This is a genomic window from Cellulomonas wangleii (assembly GCF_018388445.1).
GTDB lineage: Bacteria > Actinomycetota > Actinomycetes > Actinomycetales > Cellulomonadaceae > Cellulomonas > Cellulomonas wangleii.
Window position 1 is genome coordinate 3,990,710 of the sequence record NZ_CP074405.1, and the last position, 21,021, is coordinate 4,011,730.

General features: G+C 73.1%; 22 protein-coding genes. 12 read left to right on the forward strand and 10 right to left on the reverse strand.

The window, feature by feature from the left end; translation table 11 throughout:
* Window positions 1-8: 8 nt before the first annotated feature.
* A complete protein-coding gene (locus tag KG103_RS18275; RefSeq protein WP_207339987.1) occupies window positions 9-296 on the reverse strand; it encodes a metalloregulator ArsR/SmtB family transcription factor in 288 nt (95 codons plus the stop codon).
* Between the two features lie 189 nt (window positions 297-485).
* Between KG103_RS18275 and KG103_RS18280 the strand changes: the two genes are divergently transcribed.
* Entirely contained in the window at window positions 486-1,343 is an 858-nt protein-coding gene (locus KG103_RS18280; protein ID WP_207339988.1) for an NAD-dependent epimerase/dehydratase family protein, read from the forward strand.
* A 36-nt stretch (window positions 1,344-1,379) separates the two neighbouring features.
* Here KG103_RS18280 and KG103_RS18285 read toward each other — a convergent pair whose 3' ends face one another.
* Window positions 1,380-2,138 carry a hypothetical protein gene (locus tag KG103_RS18285; protein ID WP_207339989.1) on the reverse strand — a complete coding sequence of 253 codons (759 nt, stop codon included), beginning with the start codon at window positions 2,136-2,138 and terminating at the stop codon, window positions 1,380-1,382.
* A gap of 52 nt (window positions 2,139-2,190) precedes the next feature.
* Here KG103_RS18285 and KG103_RS18290 point away from each other — a divergent pair, with 52 nt between their 5' ends.
* Together KG103_RS18290 and KG103_RS18295 are read left to right on the forward strand one after the other, a co-directional pair.
* Complete coding sequence (locus KG103_RS18290; RefSeq protein ID WP_207339990.1) at window positions 2,191-2,958, forward strand: phosphotransferase; 768 nt, start codon at window positions 2,191-2,193, stop codon at window positions 2,956-2,958.
* A 134-nt stretch (window positions 2,959-3,092) separates the two neighbouring features.
* The gene (locus KG103_RS18295) at window positions 3,093-3,707 is read left to right on the forward strand and encodes an HAD family hydrolase (protein ID WP_207339991.1); all 615 of its coding nucleotides are present in this window, start codon (window positions 3,093-3,095) and stop codon (window positions 3,705-3,707) included.
* A gap of 274 nt (window positions 3,708-3,981) precedes the next feature.
* On the opposite strand, the gene KG103_RS18300 is transcribed toward KG103_RS18295, so the two are convergent.
* The 6 genes from KG103_RS18300 to KG103_RS18325 all read right to left on the reverse strand — a co-directional run bounded on the left by KG103_RS18300 (window position 3,982) and on the right by KG103_RS18325 (window position 8,954).
* On the reverse strand, window positions 3,982-4,551 hold the full coding sequence (locus KG103_RS18300; protein ID WP_249670668.1) for a dTDP-4-dehydrorhamnose 3,5-epimerase family protein: 570 nt from the start codon (window positions 4,549-4,551) through the stop codon (window positions 3,982-3,984).
* A 323-nt stretch (window positions 4,552-4,874) separates the two neighbouring features.
* Window positions 4,875-5,474, reverse strand: a complete 600-nt coding sequence (locus KG103_RS18305) for a hypothetical protein (protein ID WP_207339992.1) — start codon at window positions 5,472-5,474, stop codon at window positions 4,875-4,877.
* Window positions 5,471-7,585 carry a DUF6571 family protein gene (locus KG103_RS18310; RefSeq protein WP_207339993.1) on the reverse strand — a complete coding sequence of 705 codons (2,115 nt, stop codon included), beginning with the start codon at window positions 7,583-7,585 and terminating at the stop codon, window positions 5,471-5,473. Before KG103_RS18310 ends, KG103_RS18305 begins: the two co-directional genes overlap by 4 nt.
* A gap of 12 nt (window positions 7,586-7,597) precedes the next feature.
* Window positions 7,598-7,888, reverse strand: a complete 291-nt coding sequence (locus KG103_RS18315) for a hypothetical protein (RefSeq protein ID WP_207339994.1) — start codon at window positions 7,886-7,888, stop codon at window positions 7,598-7,600.
* A gap of 291 nt (window positions 7,889-8,179) precedes the next feature.
* A complete protein-coding gene (locus KG103_RS18320) occupies window positions 8,180-8,773 on the reverse strand; it encodes an SMI1/KNR4 family protein (RefSeq protein ID WP_207339995.1) in 594 nt (197 codons plus the stop codon).
* Window positions 8,774-8,783: 10 nt separating this feature from the next.
* Window positions 8,784-8,954 carry a hypothetical protein gene (locus KG103_RS18325; protein WP_207339996.1) on the reverse strand — a complete coding sequence of 57 codons (171 nt, stop codon included), beginning with the start codon at window positions 8,952-8,954 and terminating at the stop codon, window positions 8,784-8,786.
* 262 nt (window positions 8,955-9,216) lie between these two features.
* On the opposite strand from KG103_RS18325, the gene KG103_RS18330 reads away from it, so the two are divergent.
* The 4 genes from KG103_RS18330 (at window position 9,217) to KG103_RS18345 (ending at window position 12,831) form a co-directional block, all read left to right on the forward strand.
* Complete coding sequence (locus tag KG103_RS18330; protein WP_207339997.1) at window positions 9,217-10,335, forward strand: alcohol dehydrogenase catalytic domain-containing protein; 1,119 nt, start codon at window positions 9,217-9,219, stop codon at window positions 10,333-10,335.
* Entirely contained in the window at window positions 10,332-11,093 is a 762-nt protein-coding gene (gene fabG / locus KG103_RS18335) for a 3-oxoacyl-ACP reductase FabG (RefSeq protein WP_207339998.1), read from the forward strand. Before KG103_RS18330 ends, fabG begins: the two co-directional genes overlap by 4 nt.
* Window positions 11,090-11,551: a MaoC family dehydratase gene (locus KG103_RS18340; protein ID WP_207339999.1), complete on the forward strand. Its 462-nt coding sequence runs from the start codon at window positions 11,090-11,092 to the stop codon at window positions 11,549-11,551. Before fabG ends, KG103_RS18340 begins: the two co-directional genes overlap by 4 nt.
* A gap of 80 nt (window positions 11,552-11,631) precedes the next feature.
* A complete protein-coding gene (locus KG103_RS18345) occupies window positions 11,632-12,831 on the forward strand; it encodes a hypothetical protein (protein ID WP_207340000.1) in 1,200 nt (399 codons plus the stop codon).
* 158 nt (window positions 12,832-12,989) lie between these two features.
* Here KG103_RS18345 and KG103_RS18350 read toward each other — a convergent pair whose 3' ends face one another.
* Entirely contained in the window at window positions 12,990-14,213 is a 1,224-nt protein-coding gene (locus KG103_RS18350) for an acetyl-CoA C-acetyltransferase (protein WP_207340001.1), read from the reverse strand.
* Window positions 14,214-14,288: 75 nt separating this feature from the next.
* Entirely contained in the window at window positions 14,289-15,584 is a 1,296-nt protein-coding gene (locus tag KG103_RS18355) for an acyl-CoA dehydrogenase family protein (protein WP_227582195.1), read from the reverse strand.
* Window positions 15,585-15,707: 123 nt separating this feature from the next.
* Between KG103_RS18355 and KG103_RS18360 the strand changes: the two genes are divergently transcribed.
* The 5 genes from KG103_RS18360 (at window position 15,708) to KG103_RS18380 (ending at window position 20,978) form a co-directional block, all read left to right on the forward strand.
* Window positions 15,708-16,358 carry a QsdR family transcriptional regulator gene (locus tag KG103_RS18360; RefSeq protein ID WP_207340002.1) on the forward strand — a complete coding sequence of 217 codons (651 nt, stop codon included), beginning with the start codon at window positions 15,708-15,710 and terminating at the stop codon, window positions 16,356-16,358.
* On the forward strand, window positions 16,355-16,762 hold the full coding sequence (locus KG103_RS18365) for an acyl-CoA thioesterase (RefSeq protein WP_207340003.1): 408 nt from the start codon (window positions 16,355-16,357) through the stop codon (window positions 16,760-16,762). Before KG103_RS18360 ends, KG103_RS18365 begins: the two co-directional genes overlap by 4 nt.
* Before the next feature lie 155 nt (window positions 16,763-16,917).
* Window positions 16,918-18,060 carry a phosphotransferase family protein gene (locus KG103_RS18370; protein ID WP_249670670.1) on the forward strand — a complete coding sequence of 381 codons (1,143 nt, stop codon included), beginning with the start codon at window positions 16,918-16,920 and terminating at the stop codon, window positions 18,058-18,060.
* 11 nt (window positions 18,061-18,071) lie between these two features.
* Window positions 18,072-19,283, forward strand: coding sequence for an acyl-CoA dehydrogenase family protein (locus tag KG103_RS18375; protein ID WP_207340288.1), 1,212 nt, complete (start codon window positions 18,072-18,074; stop codon window positions 19,281-19,283).
* 96 nt (window positions 19,284-19,379) lie between these two features.
* Entirely contained in the window at window positions 19,380-20,978 is a 1,599-nt protein-coding gene (locus tag KG103_RS18380; protein ID WP_207340004.1) for a long-chain-fatty-acid--CoA ligase, read from the forward strand.
* The last annotated feature ends 43 nt before the right edge of the window (window positions 20,979-21,021 follow it).

Sequence of the window (21,021 nt, forward strand, 5' to 3'; positions counted from 1 at the left end):
CCCCCTGCTCACTCGGTGGGTGGTGCCGCGCGGCCGACGCCGAGCGACTGGAGGAAGGCGGCGAACGCGGACTCGACGACGGACGCGTTCGCGCTGTACCGGATCGTGGTCCCGCGGCGCTCGGCGAGCACGAGGTCCGCCTCGCGCAGGATGCGCAGGTGCCCGGACAGCGTCGGTCCGGGGACGTCGAGCACGTCGGCGAGCTCGCCGGCGAGCATCCAGTCCCGTCGGGCCAGCTCACGCAGCACCGCGCGCCGCGTGGGGTGCGACAACGCAGCGAACACGCCGTCCGCCATGGCTTCCTCCGTATTTCGTGAGATACCAAATTAGCGCCATACGGCACATCTCGCCAGCCCCGACCGGTCCGCGTGGGACCGGACGTCCCCTGCCCGGCCGTGATCAGATGTCGGCATGACGCCGCACGCCCCCACTCTGTCGCCGGCCCCGGAGCCGTCGCTGCCGCCGTCGCACGCCCGGCCCGACGCATGAGCCGCGTCGTCGTGACCGGCGGGAGCGGGAAGCTCGGGCGTGCTGTCGTCGAGCACCTGGCGACACACGGGTACGACGTGGTGAACGTCGACACCGCTCTCCCGCCGGAGGGCCAGAGTGCGCTCTTCAGCCGGGTCGACCTCACCGATCTCGGCCAGGTGACCGAGGCGTTCACCGGCATCGACGACCGGTACGACGGTGTGGACGCGGTGGTCCACCTCGCGGCCATCCCCGCGCCGGGCCTGCGCCCGAGCGGTGCGACGTTCGAGAACAACGTCGTCGCCACCCACCACGTCTTCAGCGCCGCCCGCCGCGCAGGCATCAAGAACGTCGTCTGGGCCTCCAGCGAGACCGTCCTCGGCCTGCCCTTCGACACTCCCCCGCCGTACGTCCCGGTCGACGAGGAGTACGCCGTCCGCCCGGAGAGCACCTACTCGCTCGGCAAGGCGGTCGAGGAGGAGATGGCCCGGCACTTCACGCGGTGGGACCCGGACCTCAAGCTGATCGGCCTGCGGTTCTCCAACGTGATGGAGCCGGGCGACTACGCCGCGTTCCCGGGCTTCGCGGCCGATCCGCGCAGCCGGATCTGGAACCTGTGGGGCTACATCGACGCCCGCGACGGCGCCCTCGCGGTCCGGCTCGCGCTCGAGAGCGACCTGCGTGGATTCGAGGCGTTCATCATCGCGTCGCCCGACACGGTGCTGGAGCGGCCGTCGGCCGAGCTGGTCGCCGAGTACTTCCCGGACGTCCCCGTCAGCCGCCCGATCGAGGGCCGCGAGACGCTCCTGTCCATCGACAAGGCCCGTCGCCTGCTGGCGTACAACCCGCAGCACACGTGGCGCGACGAGGTCTGAGGCGCTGCGTGAGGCACGCCGCGCCCGGGCGTCGTCTCACGGGAAGACCGGGCGGTCGATCCCGTACGCCTGCTCGAGCGTGAGCTCGTGCCAGGACGGGTCACGCGGGTCGGTCCGCTCGATGAGGAATGCCTCGCCGCCCGGCGTGTAGAAGCCCGGGTCCGTCGGGCGCAGGCCGAACCACTCGGCGACCTCGAGGAGGTGCCCATGAGTGAACCGGTCACGGATGCGCCGCGCGGTGTGGTCCGTGGGGTCGGGGAACGGCAGCGGGGTGGGGGGCACCGCGACCTCCCACCGCCCGGACTCGGTCGTCCGGACGCCGACGGTCCCCCCGTCGGGCTCGTCCGGGTGCTCGAGCGAGGGGACGTAGGCGGTCACCTTCCGCTCACCCCACCACCCGCGGTCGGTCCGAGCGCTGTAGGTGTGAGGGGCCTCGCTCACGGCGACGGTGCGCAGGCCGTTCGCAGCCAGCGCCCAGGGCGTCAGCTGCACCTCAGTGCCCATCCAGTCGTTCTCGACGAACGCGGACCACCCGTTGGCCGTCGGCATGACGAGGCACTTGCTCGGCACCGCCGTCGCGAGCGGCAGCATCGCCGCCAGCGCGTCCTCGAGCGTCCCGCCGATCCGCGACACGACCGGGACGCATCCCGTGTCCCGCATGATGACGGCCCCGCGCCACGCCATCCAGGTCTCGACGAACTCCTCGGCCTCCTGATCGACGAAGATGATCGACCTGGTCAGGGGCAGCCAACGACCGCCGAGCAGCAGCTCATCGTGCACAGGTCGTGGCGCCATCCCCGAACCGTCTCACTCGCACGTCCCCGCCCGGCAATGGGACGATCGCGTCATGGGCCTCGAGGAGCAGCGCGACGTCGCAGCGCAGGAGCTGGACGGCGGCAACGTCAACACCGTGGTGCGTGTCGGTGACACCGTCCGGCGGACGGCCGGCCCGTGGACGCCGGCCGTGCACGCACTGCTCGCGTGGGTGCGGGAGCGTGGCGTCACGTGCGTACCGGCGCCGCTCGGCCTCGACGACGACGGTCGGGAGATCCTCAGCTGGATGCCCGGCGAGGTCGTCGGATGGCCCGTCCCGGACTGGCTGTGGTCAGCGCAGACCCGCGCGCAGGCCGGAGCGATGCTGCGCACCGTCCACGACGCGACCGTCGGGTTCGACCTCAGCGACCGCGTCTGGCGTTCCCCGACGCACCACCCCGTCGAGGTGGTGTGCCTGAACGACGTCGCGCCGTACAACATGGTCTTCGACGGGACGGACCTGATCGGGCTGATCGACGTCGACATGGCCTCGCCCGGCCCTCGGGCGTGGGACCTCGCGTACCTCGCGTACCGGCTGTGCGGCTGGTGCGAGGACATGCGGGCACCGGACGACGCCACCCCGCTGGACCGCCTCGCGCACCTGCTGTCGAGCTACGGGCAGGACGCCGCTCCTCGGGTCGAGGACGTCCTGACGACCATGGTCACCCGGCTGCACGACCTGGCGGACTGGACCGACGAGCACGCGCGCGCCGCCGACCGGCCCGACCTGCACGACCACGCCGCGATGTACCGGCGCGACGCGGCGCGACTGCTCGAGCAGCAGGCGAGCCGGGACGGGTGATCGGACGAGTCGGCCCCCGGTCCGCAGAACCCTGGACGTCACGGCAGGCCGCCCGGCCAGGACCTCGTCGCCGGAACGACGACTCATCTGCGAGGCCCCGGGGAGACTGTTCGCATGGGCCACACGGTTGTCACATGATCAAGGTCGTCCTGTTCGATCTGGACGGGGTCATCCGGCACTTCGACGAGCATGCCGTGGCCGAGATCGAGGCATCCCACTTCCTCGCGCCGGGATCCATCGCCGCGTTCGCGTTCTCGGAACCCCACCTCACCGACGTCACCACCGGCCGCATCACCCGAGCACAGTGGGTGAGACGCATCGGCGACCACGTCGAGAACCACGTCGCAGCTGGCGCGTGGGCCACCGCCCCGTCGCACATCGACGACGAGGTGGTGCAGCTGGCGACCGAGCTCCGGTCGCTCGGCCTGACGACGGCGATCCTGACCAACGGCACCAACACGATCCCCGCCGAGCTGCGTGCGCTCGATCTCCCTCCCGCCTTCGGCACGGTCTTCAACTCCGCCGAGATCGGCCGTGCCAAGCCAGATCCTGCCGTCTTCCACCACGTTCTCGGGGCCCTGGGGGTCGACGCCAACGAGGTGTTCTTCATCGACGACACGCCCAGGAACCTCACCGCAGCGGCCGACCTCGGGATCGTCACGCACCGCTTCGTGGACGTCCCTCGACTTCGAGCGGCGCTCGTGGAGGTCGGCATCGTGACGACGAGTTCCTCGCCCTCCTCGGGCTGAACGCGGCGCCCGACCTCTCGGGCGTGTGCGCCCGGATCGGGCACGACAGCAGCGCCCACCACGACGACGGCAGCAGCGCGACGAGCGGGTTTCGCGTGCGGGTCGACGTGGGAGTCACGACCGGACCGGTCACCCCGTGCGTCACGATGCCGGTACAGGACTGACGCGCCCCGCGTCCGAACCCGCGTGCACGGTTCGCCGACGCACGATGCTCGGCCGGCATCGAGTGGCCGGGGGCGGGTCACGCCGGGCCACGCCACACGAGCGCCGGTCCTCAGCGCTCCGGCGCGGTCCACACCGGGGCGTCGCGGTCCTTCGTCGAGATCTGCGCCGGGTCGTCCGGATCCACGGGGATCGTCCACTCGATGCGCAGGTCGGGGCTCAGCGGGGTGTAGGCCGTGCCCGGCATCCCGGGCCGCCACTCGTCGTCGAAGCAGTAGAGGTACTGGGTCTCGTCGGACAACGACTGGAAGCCGTTGCCGACACCGCGCGGCACGAAGACCTGTGTGCCCTTCTCCAAGGTGCACGTGTGCACCGCGCCGTACGTCGGCGACCCCTCACGGGTATCGAGGTAGATCCCCATCGCCTGCCCCGAGACGACCCCGACGAGCTTGTTCATCGCCTCGGCGTGCAGACCGCGGACCGCCCCTCGGCGGGTCTCCGTCACGTTGATCTGAAGCCAGGGACCGTCGACCAGGGACCGGAGCTCGTCCTGTTGCCAGATGGAGGTCCGGAAGAACTCGCGAACCGTCCCGCGCGCATCCCCTGCCTGCTTCATCCGGATCACGAGCAGGCCGTCGATGCCGGTCTCGTCCGCCACGATCTTTTCATCATCGATGCTCACAGCGCGCGTCCTTCACGTCAGAGGGGGGTAGGCGAGCAGTCACGCGCTCAGAGCAGACGTCGTTCCACCCGTACCGGTCGCGACCAGCGCCCCCGTCGCAAGGACGGTGATCCACGCCGTGTACGACTCGGACGTCGTGTCGAGGACCGGAGGGTCCAACCCCGGAGGGGTCTGCTGCAGGATCGGTTGACACCAGGTGAGTGGTGATCATGCCGCAAGAGGCGTTCTGGGCGGTGAAGACGAGCTCGAACTCGGCCGGGGTGAGCCTGCCCAGGGCGCGCTGGCGTCGACGACGGTTGTAGGTCCGCCCCCGGGCCACCGCGTCAGTCCAGCGGGTCGGGTCGCTCCAGCCCGTACGACTGCGCCACCTGGAACGTCATGGCCAGCAGGTCGTCCGCCCCTGCACGCCATGACGCGGTCTGGGTGAGGTAGACGTAGATCATCGTGTCGCCCCAGAAGACGCGTGAGTGGGGCGCCTGCTTGAGGTTCTGGTTGGGGGTCGCGGTGACGCCCCAGGCGGCGCCGTCGGCCACGTCGGGGTCGAACCGTATGTCCGGCACCCGCACCGCGGACGGCTCGTCGCCGTCGATCGCTGCACGTACCTGCTGCGCCTCGACGTCGTCCAGCTCGTACATCTCCACGACCACGAGCTCGCCGTCAGCGTCGTCGCTGAACGCCTCGCACCTTCCGGTGCCTGCGCCGTCACGGACGACGATCTGGTCGTCGGACCGTCCCACCGAGAGGCCTGTGGCGAGCTCGACGTCGCCGACGGCGACCCCGCACACCACCGGCTCATCAGCGGCAGCGGCCGACGAGACGGGCCCGGGTGAGGCGGTGTCCGTGGGGCTCGGCCCCCCGGTGCACCCGGCCAGGGCGAGCGCCCCTGCGACAGCGACCACGACGGCCCGCTGGTGACTGGTCACGTGATGTTCCCCCACGCCGACCCGTAGGGGTCGATCACCGTGTTCTGCAGCAACGCCCCATTGGAAAGGTTCGCGACCCACGCCCCGTAGTCCTCCGACGACGTGTCGAAGCGGGGTGGGTCTGCGCCGACAACCTTGGCGGTGTCCGGTGGTTCCGTGTAGAGCGGGGCTTTCGCATCCACGTTGGCCGCGGCGAACGCTGGCTCCTCAAGGTAGCCCGACTGCAGCAACGCGTTCAGGACGCTCTCGACGGCGGTTCGCGGAACCTCCTTGTCGAGCACCTGGTACGTCTTCACCTGCTCGGAGGCGTCGATCGTCCCGGCTCCGCTGATCGCCTCGCCCACCGCCTTGTCGAACAGCCACTGCACGTTCTTGTTGTCGCTGACGTCCGGGATCATCGGAAGGCTTGAGGCGAGGCCGAGGGCGTCGGCGAACGCCGCCTGGCGCGCCTCGCGCAGCTCCTTGTCGTCCTGCGCGCCCGCGTAGCCCTGCTGGACCGTCCACGACAGCGCTTCGGACGACCTCAGCAGGGTGTTGGAGATCCGGGGGATGTCCCGTCGGCCGGTGATCAGGTCGACGGGGGCTTCGGGGTGGATCGCCAACGTCTGGTCCAGGGCGGTCGTCAGGCGCAGGTTCGACGCGACGGCCAGCCCCGCCATCACCACGTCGACGTGTGCCCGGTCCTCGCCGAGCGTCTTCAGCACAGGCGCCAGCAGGTCCTGGTCGAACACCGCCCCGTACGCCTGGCCCGGACCGTAGAGCAGGTCGGACGTCCCGTCGTTCATCGCGCGGCGGTCCAGGACGGCACCGTCGGACAGGTCGCTGCCCTCCACGGCGACGGCCTCGTACAGGTCCATGCCGTAGGTCGCCAGCATCGTGGCGACCGTCGGGCGCAGGCTCTCCGGCAGCTGCCATCCCGGTTCAGCCGGCCAGAGGAAGACCTCGCCGCGGGCGTCGTGCCCGGTGTGCGCGCCGATGAGCGCGATCGTCTGCGTCGTCAGATGGGCGGACGTGCGGCCGGTGCTCTCCCGGTCGCGCAGCGTCATGGTCGCTGCCTCCAGCACCTGGGAGAACGCGCGCCCGGGGACACGGTCGAACTCCCAGGTGCGGTTCTCGACGAGGTGCTTCAGCCGCGAGGAGACACGGAGCTTCCCGTCGCCCAGCTGCACCATCTCCTGCTCGCCGGTCACGAACACCCGCTGCGCCGCACCGGGATCCTTCGCCAGGCCCGCCAGCAGCGTGGACAGCGGGTCACGCACCTTGCGCCCGACAGCGTCGTACACCCCGGGGCCGTCGGTCGGGTTCGACAGCGGGTTGCCGCGTGACAACCACATGTCCTCCACGTCCGGCCGTGTCCGCTCGTCGTCGATCACCGCACCGGTGACCTCCACGAGGAAGTCGGAGTCCCACCGGCCGGACGTGACCAGCAGCGCCAGGGCGTTCGCGTGGTCCGGCGCCGCCACCGCGTCGGGGTACACGGCTCGGTTCACCTCGGAGGTGATCTGCCGTACCCACTGCTGCGCGTAGCCCGACGGCAGCGCCAGGTCGCCGGTGGCGCGCGTCGCGGTGCCCATCGTGCGCGCGAGCGCGACCACGGTCCGCGCGTACCAGGCGTCGTCCTGGGACGTGCCGGTGCGTGCGTACGACAGCTGCTTCACGGCCTCGGCGAGCTCGCCCACGGTCAGGCTCCTGGCCAGCGCGGAGGCGAAGTACGGGTCGTCGCGGTACGACTCCAGGAGGTCGATGAGGTCCTCGTCGAGCGGCCCGTCCACCTCGCGCAGGGCATGAGCCACCCGGTGGGCCACGTTCTGCGCGTGCTCGGGATCGGTGGTCGAGACCAGCGCCTCGTCGAGCATGACGGTCCCGGCCGGCCAGGACGCCTCCTGCCCCTCGAGGGCCTGCGCGAGCGCCAGGCGGCGGAGCACCCCGGGAAGCTCACCGCGGGCCCAGGCCACCGGCCCGTCCAGCGTCCACGTCCCCGACGAGTCGAGACCCAGACGGTCGAGCTCCGTGCGCAGGAGGTCCCGCGCCCGCAGCACCGTCTCGATGCCCTCCTCGAGCCCTCGCACGACGTCCGCCATCCCGGCGACGTCGATCCGCACCTCAGCCACGGTGGTCGCCTGTCATGAAGGCCGTGCACTGCGGTCGTCACGCGGCACCAGGGCCGGCTCCCGACGGTGACGGAGCTCCATGTCGTCCACGCAGCCACCCGCCGACACCGTCGCCGAGTGCTGCGCCTCGACGCAGCCGTCGTAGAAGGTCTGCGCCAGCGGGCTGTCCCACGCCCCGGCCGCCATCGCCCGGTCGACCCGTGCGAACGCCCGACCGACCAGCTCGGCCTGCCGGTGAGCCCTCGGCAGCGCCCGTCCCAGCCGCTCGCGGTACCGGTTCGGCACCTGATCATCCTCGGGCACTCGACCTCCATGGCTGATCGGAACCGGGACACTCTACGGGGACAGAACGCCCGTTGTGGGTGCCTTTGGCACAGGATCCGACAGGCGATCCTTCTCATCGATTCCCACCGGCCCATCCAGCTCCCGAGAACTCGTGTCGCCCGACTCGCCCGTCCACGTCCCGCAGGGCCAAGCGTCGTAGTCGATGCGGGCGAGCTGTCGAGATACGGCGAAGACTGGCCGCTGGTGTGCGGCCCACTTCGAACGGCAGGGCATCCCAAGGACGCCACTCACGATCCACGACGCCGAGAGTCAGGACAGGACGTCCTTGACGCTCAGGTCACCGCTCGCACCCGGGTACCGCGAGAGGTCGACAGCCCACAGCCCTTGAGGAGTGATCGACCACGCCCCGTGGTCCAGCGCCCAGTGCCACCACCGGACCCGCTCGACCATCGTCAGATGGGGCGTCTGCCCCAGGCCGGCGTCAGGAGTCCACATCGCCGTGGTGGACGCTTGCGTCCGGCAGTCGAACACCAGCGGGTGCTCGTAGCCGAGGACCGGCACGAACTGCGGGCGGAAGATGACGTCAGCGAGGTCCTCGTCGTCGGCCAGGCCCCAGTCGATGGCGTCTTGCGCCCACGTCCGTGCCAGCTCGAGAGCAGTCCGGAGCGGCGGGAACTCCCGGTACGGCGCCAGCGCAGGTGACCGTGCGGCGGCGTCCTCGCCGTCATGCCACGCCCAGACGGCACGGGCGTCTTCAGGGAGCCTGAGGTCGTGCTCGGCGGCGAGGGCGTCGATGTCGTCCAGAGGGAGTCCTGGGCGCAGGTAGGTCACTCCCCGCGCGCCGAGGTCACGCAGGCGCTGTTCCCATGCGGTCAGCGCGTGCGTGACCTCGGCGGCGGACATGGCGATCTCCTCAGTCGTCGCCCGCGACGACGGCCCTGCCGAGCGAGCCGACGACGGACCGCGCGGACGTGGACCTGCCGGTACCGCCCTGGCCGTCCACCCCGACGAGGACGGGTTGGCGGTCGACAGCGGAGACGAGGGCGCGCAGGGTCTCGGCGGCGAAGTCGGCGGTGCTGGTCAACGTCGTCCTCCCGGTCAGGATCGGTCGCCGGTGGCCCGGATGTGGTGGAGATGGCGCTACTCACCGCCGCCGCGTGCCGGCTCGAGGCGAGACCGCTCATGGTGCCGAACTGAGGTCCCTTCAGCAACGCATCTGACCCCGACCGGGACGCTGACCGCTCGTTCACGACGTACGTGCGGCGCAGGGCGACATACCTACCGGTCGGTACGGAGAACCCGGTAGGTTGAGACCAGAGGTCGGCGGCGTCGGCAGGAGGTCACGCATGGAGATCGTCGGGGCGGTCCTCGAACGGTCGGGCAGCCCGGCTCCCTTCGCCGAGTCGCGACCGTTCACGGTCTCGCGGCTCGAGCTCGACGACCCCGGCCCGGGCGAGGTGCTCGTGCGCATCGAGGCCGCGGGCGTGTGCCACTCCGACCTGTCCGTCGTCGACGGCAACCGCGTCCGTCCCACGCCGATGCTGCTCGGGCACGAGGCCGCCGGGATCGTCACCGCGCTCGGCACCGGTGTGACGGACCTGTCGCGGGGCGACCGCGTCGTGCTCACCTTCCTGCCCCGGTGCGGCGACTGCGCCGGCTGCGCCGCCGACGGACGGCTCCCCTGCGTGCCCGGCAGCGCCGCGAACGCCGCCGGGACCCTCGTCGGCGGCGGCACCCGGCTGCACCGCGACGGCGCACCCGTGCACCACCACCTCGGCGTCTCGGGGTTCGCGTCGCACGCCGTCGTCAGCCGCACCTCGCTCGTGCGCGTCGACCCCGACGTCCCTCCGCAGGTCGCGGCCCTGCTCGGCTGCGCGGTGCTCACCGGCGGCGGTGCGGTCGTCAACGCCGGCCGACCGCGGCCCGGTGAGCCCGTGGTCGTGGTCGGGCTCGGCGGCGTCGGGATGGCCGCGCTGCTCGTCGCCGTCGCGCTCGGGCACGACGTGACCGGCGTCGACACGGTGCCGGACAAGCTCGCCACGGCACGGGACCTCGGGGCGAGCGTCGCGTGCACGCCCGCCGAGGTCGTCGAGCGCGGGCTGCGCGCCCCCGTGGTCGTCGAGGCCGCCGGCTCCGCGCGCGCGCTCGAGACCGCGTTCGCGGCGACCGCGCCCGGCGGGACGACCGTCACCGTCGGGCTCCCCTCCCCCGCCGCGCGGGCCTCGCTCTCCCCCCTGACGCTGACCGCGGAGGCCCGCACGGTCGTCGGCTCCTACCTCGGCTCCGCAGTGCCCGAGCGTGACGTCCCCCGGTACGTCGACCTGTGGCGCTCCGGCCGGCTGCCCCTCGAACGGCTCGTGTCCTCGCACATCGCGCTCGACGACCTCGACTCCGCCATGGACCGCCTCGCGGCCGGTGGCGAGCTCCGCCAGCTCCTGACCTTCGACGAAGGGACCACCCCGTGACGACAGCGCGCACCACGACAGCCCTCGTGACCGGCGCCGCCCGCGGCATCGGCGCCGCGACCGCCCGTCGGCTCGCCGCCGACGGCCACCAGGTCGCCGTGCTCGACCTGCGCGAGGCCGACGCCGAGGCGACCGCCGCCGCGATCCGCGAGGCGGGTGGCACCGCGCTGGCCGTGGGCGCCGACGTGGCGGACGAGGACGCGGTCGCCGCCGCGGTCGCGCGCGTCGCGGGCGAGCTCGGGCCGCCGACCGTCCTGGTCAACAACGCGGGGATCCTGCGCGACAACCTGCTGTTCAAGATGTCGGTCGACGACTGGGACGCCGTCCTGTCGGTCCACCTGCGCGGCGCGTTCCTCGTGAGCCGTGCGGTCCAGCAGCACCAGGTCGCCGCCCGCTGGGGGCGAGTGGTCAACCTGTCGAGCACGTCGGCGCTCGGCAACCGCGGCCAGGCCAACTACGCCGCCGCCAAGGCCGGCATGCAGGGGTTCACCAAGACGCTCGCGATCGAGCTCGGCCCGTTCGGCGTCACCGTGAACGCCGTCGCGCCCGGCTTCATCGAGACCGACATGATGCGCGCCGTCGCCGAACGGACCGGTATGGCGTACGACGACCTGATGGCCGCCGCGGCCAAGGAGGTCCCGGTGCGCCGGGTCGGCCGGCCCGACGACGTCGCCGCAGCCGTCTCGTTCTTCTGCTCCGAGGACGCGTCCTACGTGTCCGGGCAGGTGCTCTACGTCGCCGGAGGGCCGCGCGCATGACCGCCATCACCGTGAGCTCGCCCGAGGACCTCGGCACCGCCGTCGGGCAGTCCGCCACCGGGGAGTGGCGGGTCGTCGACCAGGACCGCATCGACCTGTTCGCCGACGCGACCGACGACCACCAGTGGATCCACGTCGACCCCGCGCGCGCCGCCGCCGAGTCGCCGTTCGGCGGGCCCGTCGCGCACGGCTTCCTCACGCTCGCGCTGGTCCCCGCACTCACCGCCGGGCTGCTCGACGTCGGCGGGACCGCGATGGTCGTCAACTACGGGCTCGACCGCGTGCGCTTCCTCCAGCCCGTGCTCGCGGGGTCCCGCGTGCGGGCGACCACGGTGGTCGAGGGCGCCGAGCCGACCGCGCAGGGCGTGCGCGTGTCGTCGACCGTGACCGTCGAGATCGAGGGTGCGCCGCGCCCGGCGCTCGTCGCGCGGACCATCGCGTTGTTCGTGCCGGCCTGAGCGACGGCTGCGGGCCCGACGCCGGTCAAGTCCTCGGACCCAGCCGCCGATGAGCCTGGCATGACTCGGACCTGCGCGCGGTGAACCGGCGCGACGCCGCCAACCTCACGATCGCCGTCGTGGTCGTCGCGGCCGTCCTCGTCCTCGGCGGCAGCCTGTCCGGCCTGTGGGCATCGCCGGCCGGATCGCCGGTCCCCGGCGCGGCCCCCCACGACGCGGCGGCGACACCGGTCGCGACGGTCCGTGCGCCACCCGGCTCGCCGGCGCCCCCGGGCTCCGGCACCACGTCCGCGCGGCGGCTGGCCGACCTGCCCGCCGGGACGCTCGACCCCGCCGGCTTCCCGGTCCGCCGGGTCGAGCAGGCCCTCCTCGTCGCCGACGTCGGCGCGGACAGCCTCGCCGCGATCGACGCCGCGACCGGGCAGTGGGTCACCACGGGCGTGCTCCCGCCGATCGGCGACCCGCTGCTGCTCTCGCCCGACGGCCGGTCGCTCGTCACACTCACGTACCGCGGCTCCACCGTGCGCGTCGAGACCCTCGAGCTGCTCACCGGGGCCGTCCGCGAGGTCCCGGCCGGCGTGCCACCCCCGCCCGGCGACTCCGAGTGCCGCGTCGACGGGGTCGCGTGGGCCCCGGACGGCGGGCACCTCGGGGTGGTCGCGACGTGCATGACGTTCGACATGACGTCCGACGGCGAGCCGCGGGAGCCCGACTACGAGGCGGTCGTGCTCGAGGTGGAGGTCCGGACGGGCGCCTCGCGCGTCGTCGAGCGCGTCCCGGAGGCGTCGCCTCTGGAGGCGTACCCGAGCTACTCCCCCGACGGGGCCCTGTTCGCGTACGGGATCGGGCGCCCGCTCCCGGCGCCGGGGTGGGTCGACGAGTCGTGGTTCGGGGTGCGCGTGATCGGCGTGCACGACGACAGGCCGGCCCGCGAGTGGGTGAACACGCACATGGCGTACGGCGACCCGTGGCGGGACGCCGGGACGCTGCTGGTGTGGGACGAGCTCGCCGACCCGGGCAGCACCGACGACTACCTGCTGCTCGACACGAGCACGGGGACGCAGGCTCCGTACGGGGTCGACCGGCTCACCAACACGCTCGGCTTCGTGGGCGGCAGCCTCCTCGCGACGCGGACCGGCTGGCTCCAGGAACCGGACCCCTGCCCGGTGGCCCTGTGCACCGTCGACCTCGATTCCGGCGTCGTGGCTCCGTGGCTCGAGCTCCCGGAGCGGGAGGACGTCGGTTGGCTCGGCGTCGCCCGGGACCTCGTCGGCCCCTGAGCCGCCACGGGACGCGGTCGACCGCACCTGGGCGGCACCGGACCGTCCGGCCCGGCCGTCCACGCCGCACCGACCCCGCGGACTCCGTCGGCGCAGCCACAGCCGTCGGAAACGGCGGGCCGGGGAACGAGCAAAGGCGTGGAGTGCCCGTCCACCCTTCAGCTCACCCGCTCCAGCACCATCGCCATCCCCTGGCCGCCGCCGACGCACATGGTCTCGAGCCCGAGGGTCCCGTCGCGCTCCTGGAGGCCGTGCAGCAGCGTGCTCGTGATCCGGGCGCCGGTCATGCCGAACGGGTGGCCGACCGCGATGGCGCCGCCGTGCACGTTGAGCCGGTCGAGGTCGACGCCGAGCTCGCGCGCGGACGGCAGGACCTGCGCGGCGAACGCCTCGTTGAGCTCGACGAGGTCGATGTCGCCGATCGACAGGCCCGCGAGCGCGAGCGCCCGTCGGCTGGCCTCGACCGGCCCGAGACCCATGAGCTCGGGTGACAGCGCGCTCACGCCCGTCGAGACGATGCGCGCGAGCGGCGTCAGGCCGAGCTCGTCGACGACGCGGTCGCTGACCACGACGAGGGCCGCCGCGCCGTCGTTGAGCGGGCAGCAGTTGCCGGCGGTGACGGTGCCGTCGGGCCGGAACACGGGGTCCAGAGCGGAGAGCGCCTCGACCGTGACCCCCGCGCGAGGACCGTCGTCGCGTGACACGACCGTGCCGTCCGCGAGCGTGACCGGCGTGATGTCCCGCTCCCAGAAGCCGCTCGTGAGCGCGGCCTCCGCACGGTTCTGGCTCGACGTGGCGTAGTCGTCCTGGTCGCGGCGGGTCGTGCCCGTGCGCTGCGCCACGTTCTCGGCGGTCTGGCCCATCGCGACGTAGACGTCGGGCAGCTCGCCGTCCTCGCGCGGGTCGCGCCACGTGCTGCCGCCCTTCGCGGACCGGGCCGTGCGCTCGACGGCCTCCGCGAACACCGGGTTGGTCAGGTCCTCGCCGGGGATGAAGTCGCTCGATCCGCGCGCCGCGTGGCTGACCGACTCGACGCCGGCCGAGACGAACACGTCGCCCTCGCCGGCCTTGATCGCGTGGAACGCCATGCGCGTGGTCTGCAGGCTCGACGAGCAGTACCGGTTCACGGTCGTGCCGGGCACGGTGTCGAGCCCGAGCAGGACCGCGACGACCCGCGCCATGTTCATCCCCTGCTCGCCGCCGGGCAGCCCGCAGCCGAGCAGCAGGTCGTCGACGCGCGTCGGGTCGAGCGCCGGCACCTGGTCGAGCGCCGCGCGCACCATCGCGGCGGCGAGGTCGTCGGGTCGCACGCTGCGCAGCGAGCCCTTGAACGCGCGGCCGATGGGTGAGCGGGCGGTGGCGACGACGTAGGCCTCGGGCATGGCGGGCGGTCCTCTCGTGGACGACGACGGGTCGGACGGACGGTCGGTCGGTCGCGCGGCGGCGCGGCGTGCCGGTCAGACGAACGCGCCGACCCCGGTGATCGCACGCCCGACGATGAGGTTGTTCATGTCGCGTGTGCCCTCGAACGAGTAGACGGCCTCCGCGTCGGCGAAGAACTTGGCGACCCCGTGGTCGAGCACGATGCCGTTGCCGCCCAGCAGCTCGCGGCACCACGCGACCGTCTCGCGCATGCGGGTCGTCGCGTACCCCTTGGCGAGCGCCGCGTGCTCGTCGCCCTGGCGTCCCTGGTCCTGCATCCGCGACGCCTGCAGGCACAGCGCGATGCACGCGGTGATGTTCCCGAGGCACTGCGCGAGGCGGTCCTGCACGAGCTGGAACGACGCGAGCGGCCGGCCGAACTGCTGACGCTCCCCCGCGTACCGCACCGCCGCCTCGTACGCGCCGACCTGCACCCCCACGGCCTGCCAGGCGACCTCCGCGCGCGTCAGCCGGAGCACGAGCGCGACCTCGCGGAACGAGTGGATGTTCGGCAGCCGGTCGGCCTCGTCGACGCGGACGCCGTCGAGCGTGATGTCGGCGTTCTGCACGATCCGCAGGGCCTGCTTGCGCTCGATCTTCGTGGTCGTGAACCCGGGGGTCCCGCGGCGCACGAGGAAGCCCTTGACCTGGTGGTCGGCGACGTCGCGCGCCCAGATGACGACGACGTCGGCGAACGTCGCGTTGCCGATCCACCGCTTGGCGCCGTTGAGCACCCACGTGTCGCCGTGGCGCTCGGCGGTCGTGCGCAGGCCCTTCGAGGAGTCGGAGCCGGACAGCGGCTCGGTCAGGCCGAACGCGCCGATGAGCTCGCCACGGCCCATGGGCGGCAGCCACTGCGCGCGCTGCTCGGGCGAGCCGCCGATCGCGATCGAGCTCATCGCCAGGCCGCTCTGCACGCCGACGAACGTCGCCGTCGACGGGTCGACCCGCCCGAGCTCGAGCGCCGCCCAGCCGCGCCACACGGCGCTGTTCTCGAACCGCTGCGTCTCGGGCCACATCGCGCCGAACATCCCGAGGTCGGCGAGCCCGGGGATGATCTGCGTCGGGAACTCGGCGCGGTCCCAGTAGTCGGCGGCGATGGGCCGGACCTCGCGCTCCATGAAGTCGCGCAGGCGCAGCGACGCCTCGAGCTCGACGGGCGTGAGCTCGTCCTGGAAGCCGTAGAAGTCGGCGGCGAGACGGTCGGTGCCGGGGACGAGGTACGCGCCGGCGTCGGTCGCGGCGCTCCCGGCGGCGGCCGGACGGTCGGCGGTGCGATCCGTGGCGGCGTGGTCCGTGGCGGCGTGGTCCGTCGTGGCGGTGTCGGTCATCTCGGCCCTCGATCGTCGTCGATCGGCGCGCTGCGCCCCGGTGCGCGCGCGTCCCGCTGCCAGGGTTGCATCATTCTCAGGAATGTTGCAACCCCCTGCCGGGCCGGGGCTAGAGTGCGGCGCATGACGGCCCCCACCCACCGGAGCTCGCTCGCGCGGGTCGGCACCGCGGTCGCGCCGTCCCGGCTGTCCCAGCGGCTCGAGGACGGCACGCACGAGGACGCCGTCCGGGCGTTCCGCATCGCACGCGAGACGTTCATCGCCGGCGAGCGCATCGACATGGGCGGGCTCGCGACCCGCTTGGGCGTCGACCGCACCTCGCTGTTCCGCTGGGTCGGCAACCGCGACGCGCTGCTGTCCGAGGTGCTGTGGTCGCTCGCCGTCCCGACGCTCGAGCAGGCCGACGCCGCGACCCACGGGCGTTCCGGCAGCGACCGGGTCGTCGCGATCCTCACCTCGTTCGCGCACGACCTCATCACCGCCGACTACTTCCGGTCTTTCCTGAGCCGGGAGCCCGCGCGGGCCCTGCGGCTGCTCACGACCAACGACAGCCAGATCCAGCGCCGGTACGTCGCCGTCGTCGAGCAGCTGGTCCGCCAGGAGCTCGGTGACCGGCCGTTCGGGCGCGACATCGCTCCGGTCGACCTCGCCTACCTGCTCGTGCGGGTCTCGGAGTCCTTCACGTACGCCGACCTGATCACCGGCGACGCGCCGAGCGCCGAGCGCGCCCGCGCCGCGTTCGACCTCGTCCTGCGCCCCGAGGAGCCCCGATGACCTACGGCCACCACGCCCCGTTCCCGACACGCTGGAACGACAACGACCAGTACGGGCACGTCAACAACACCGTCTACTACGAGGCGATGGACACGACCGTCAACGCCTGGATGATCGGCGCCGGGCTCGACCCCCTCGGCAGCGACCGGATCGCGCTGTGCGTCTCCTCGTCGTGCGAGTTCCGGGCGCCCGCGTCGTTCCCCGAGCCGCTCGCGGTCGGCCTGCGCGCGGGCCGCGTGGGGACCACGAGCATCACGTGGGAGCTCGGCATCCTGCGCGCGGACGAGCCGGAGCCGATCGCGACCGGGCGCTTCGTGCACGTGTTCGTCGACCGCGACTCGCGCCGCCCGGCGCCGGTCCCCGAGGCGATCCGGACCGCGATCGAGCGGGACCTCCTGGTCTGACTCACCCCGGGACCGTCGCCGGCGCCGGGTCGGTGTCGGCGGATGTCGTCACGGCGTCGACCACCAGGGACACAGGGCGGCGCGTCATACCGACTGTCCGGTATGCTGCGGAGCGCGGGCACCGCCGCCCGCCCGAACCGCGGAGGTGGTCGCCGGTGACCCAGCCCGTCCCGGACGCGCCCACCGCGTCCGCCGGCACGCCGGAGGTCCCGCCCTCGCCGGGCCGGCCGACCGTCGATGACGGCACCACCGCACGGGCACTGCCCGGTCTCGACGTCGCGCGCCTCGACACGTGGCTCCGCCGCACGCACCCCGAGCTCGCGACCGACGAGCCGCTGCGCGCGACGCTGTTCGCCGGCGGCCGCAGCAACCTCACGTACCGGGTCGACGGCGCGCGCCTCCCGCTCGTGCTGCGCCGGCCGCCGCTGGGCCACGTGCAGGAGACCGCGCACGACATGGCCCGCGAGCACCGCGTGATCCGCGCGCTCGGCAGCACCCGCGTCCCCGTGCCCGCGACCGTGGACCTCGTCGACGACGCCGACGGCAGCGCCGGGACCGGGACGCCGTTCTTCGTCATGGAGCGGGTCGAGGGCGAGGCACTGCGCGACCCCACGCAGAACGGCGCCTGGTCCCCCGCCGAGCTCCGGGCCCTGAGCCTCGAGCTCGCGGAGCTGCTCGCCGAGCTGCACACCCTCGATCCCGCGTCCGTCGGGCTGGCCGACCTCGGCCGACCCGACGGCTACCTCGGCCGCCAGCTGCACCGCTGGGGTCGGCAGTACGACGGCTCGCGCTCGCGCGACCTCCCCGCGCTCGACGCACTGCAGGAGCGCCTGCGCGAGCACGTGCCCGCGACGGTCCGCACCGGACTCGTGCACGGGGACTACCGGCTCGACAACGCGCTCGTCTCCCGCGCGGGCGGCGTGCACGTGGCGGCGGTGCTCGACTGGGAGATGGCCACGCTCGGCGACGCCGCCGTCGACCTCGGGATGCTCGGCCTGTACTGGGACATCCGCCGGATCGCGCCGCCCGACGGCCTGACCGCGAGCGCGGTCGACCCCGCTGCGGGCTACCCGGAGTTCGCCGAGCTCGCCGACGCGTACGCCGCCCGGTCGGGCTCGTCCGTCCCCGAGCTGTCCTGGTACCGCGCGTTCGCGGCGTACAAGCTCGCGGTGATCCTCGAGGGTGTGCACTTCCGGTACCGCGCGGGCGAGACCGTGGGCGAGGGCTTCGACGCGATCGGCACCCTCGTCCTCCCGTTGGCCGACGAGGGCCTCGCGTGCCTCGACGGCGCGAGCTGAGAGCAGCGGACGTGGACTTCGCCTACGACGAGCGGACCCGGGACGTGTGCACGCGCACGCGCACGTTCCTCGACGAGCACGTCCTGCCCGCCGAGCCGGTGCTCGACGCGCAGGTCGCCGCGACCCCCGACGAGTGGGGTCCGCGCCCGGTGGTCCGCGAGCTGCAGGAGATCGCGCGGGCGCAGGGCCTGTGGAACCTGTTCCTGCCGGGGCCGCGCGGCGCCGGGCTGACGAACCTGCAGTACGCGCCCGTCGCCGAGCTCCTGGGCCGCAGCCCGCGCCTCGGCCCCGTCGCGACCAACTGCGCGGCCCCCGACACCGGGAACGCCGAGCTCCTCGCCGAGTTCGGGACCCCCGAGCAGCAGGAGCGCTGGCTCGACCCGCTGCTCGCCGCGCAGACGCGCTCGGCGTTCTGCATGACCGAGCCCGGCGCCGCGTCGTCCGACGCCACCCAGATCGCGACCCGCATCCGCCGCGACGGCGACCACCTGGTGGTCACGGGTCGCAAGTGGTGGTCGACGGGCGCGATGAACCCCGACGCGACGCTGCTCGTCGTCATGGGGGCGACCGACCCCGAGGCGCCGCGGCACCGGCAGCAGAGCATCGTGCTCGTCCCGCGCGACACCCCCGGCGTGCGGGTCGTCCGCCCGCTGACCGTGCTCGGCTACGACGACCGCGACCACGGCGGGCACGCCGAGATCGCGTTCGAGGACGTGCGCGTGCCCGCCTCGGCGCTGCTCGGCGGTGAGGGCGACGGGTTCGCGATCGCGCAGGCCCGGCTCGGACCGGGCCGCATCCACCACTGCATGCGGGCGCTCGGCATGGCGGAGCGCGCGCTCGACCTGGTGCGCGAGCGCGCCGCGTCCCGGTCCCCGTTCGGCCGGCCGCTCGCCGAGCAGGGCGTCGTGCGGGAGTGGGCCGCGGAGTCGCGCATCCAGGTCGAGGCGCTGAGGCTGCTCGTCCTCAAGACCGCCTGGCTCATGGACACGGTCGGCAACCGCGCGGCGATGACCGAGATCCAGGCGATCAAGATCGCGGTCCCGCGCGCGGTGCAGCAGGTCGTGGACCGCGCCATCCAGGTGTTCGGTGCGGCGGGGCTCAGCGAGGACCAGCCGCTCGCCGCGATGTACGCCGCAGCACGGTCGCTGCGGATCGCCGACGGGCCCGACGAGGTCCACCTCTCCTCGCTCGGGAAGGCCGAGCTCCGACCGCGCCCGACGTGACGTCCCGCCCGCACCGCACCACCCCGCACCAGCACTACCTCGCACCACCCCCGCTGTAGCTGCCGACGAAGTCACCACATGCGAAGGGACCCCGAGATGACCCCCGACCCGATCCTCACCGGCCCAGGGCACAGCACGCTCTCCGTCGCCGCGATCCTCGCCGAGACCGCCCGCCGCCACCCGGACCGGGTCGCGTTCCACTTCGGTGACGCCGCGCTGACCTACGGCCCGCTGTGGGACCGTACGCGCGCGTACGCCGGTGCCCTGCGGGACCGTGGCGTCGGGCCGGGCGACCGCGTCGCGATGCTCGTGCCGAACGTGCCCGACTTCGCGCGCGTCTACTACGCGGTCCTGTCGCTCGGCGCGGTCGTCGTGCCCGTGCACCTGCTGTTCAAGGCCCAGGAGATCGAGTACGTGCTGCGCGACAGCGGCGCGACGCTGCTCGTCGCCGCGGCCCCGATGCTCGGCGAGGCGCTGCCGGCCGCCGCGGCGGCCGGCGTCCCCGCTGTGACGGTCCTGGTACCCGACACGCACGCCGGCGCGGTCCCGGCCCCGCGCCTGGAGGACGAGGCCGACGCCGCGGAACCGGTCCACACGTACGCGTCGGTCAACCCGCTCGCGCCGGCCACGGTCCTGTACACGAGCGGCACGACGGGCCGACCCAAGGGCGCGGTCGCCTCGCACCTCACCCTGATCGAGCAGGTGCACGTCACGCTGCTCGACACCACGGACCTGCAGGCCGATGACGTCGTCTTCGGCGGGCTGCCGTTCTTCCACACGTTCGGCCAGTCCGCCGTGCTCAACACCGCGTTCCGGCGCGGCGCCGCGATCGTGCTGCTGCCCCGGTTCGACCCCGACGAGGCGCTCGCGCTGCTCGTCAGGCACCGCGCGACGGTGTTCACCGCCGTCCCGACGATGTTCCTCGGCATGGTCCAGGCCGCCGCGCGCACGCCCGCCCGGCCCCCGCTCAAGTACGCGGTCTCGGGCGGCGCCGCGCTGCCGGTCGCGCTGCTGGAGGCGTTCGCGCAGGAGTTCGGTGCCGAGGTGCACGAGGGCTACGGCCTGACGGAGACGGCGCCGACCGTGTCGTTCAACTACGTCGGCGAGCCCATCCGCCCGGGCACCGTCGGCCGGCCGCTGTGGGGCGTCGACGTGGAGGTGGCGGACCCCGAGGTCGAGGGTCGGATCGTGCTGCTCGGCCCGGGCGAGCTCGGCGAGATCGTGGTGCGTGGCCACAACCTGTTCAAGGGCTACCTCGGCAACCCCGAGGCGACCGCTGCGGCCGTCGTCGACGGCTGGTTCCGGACCGGCGACCTCGGCACCGTCGACGCCGAGGGGATCGTGACGATCGTCGACCGCAAGAAGGACATGATCGTCCGCAACGGCTACAACGTGTACCCGAGCGAGGTCGAGGACGCGATGGTCCGCCACCCGGCCGTCGCGCAGGCCGCGGTGTTCGGCATCGCCGACGACGCGCACGGCCAGGAGGTCCACGCCGCCGTCGTCCTCATGCCCGGCCGCGCGGCGACCGCGCAGGAGGTCGTCGACTTCACGCGCGAGCTGATCGCCGCCTACAAGTACCCCCGCGTGGTCCACCTCGTCGAGACGCTGCCGCTCGGCGGCTCGGGCAAGGTGCTCAAGCGTGAGCTCGTCGCGCAGTACTCGACGCCGGCCGGGGAGCCCGTCGTGCGGTGACGGCGGCCAGCTCGCGGACGAGCGGCCCGGGTGCGACATCGCA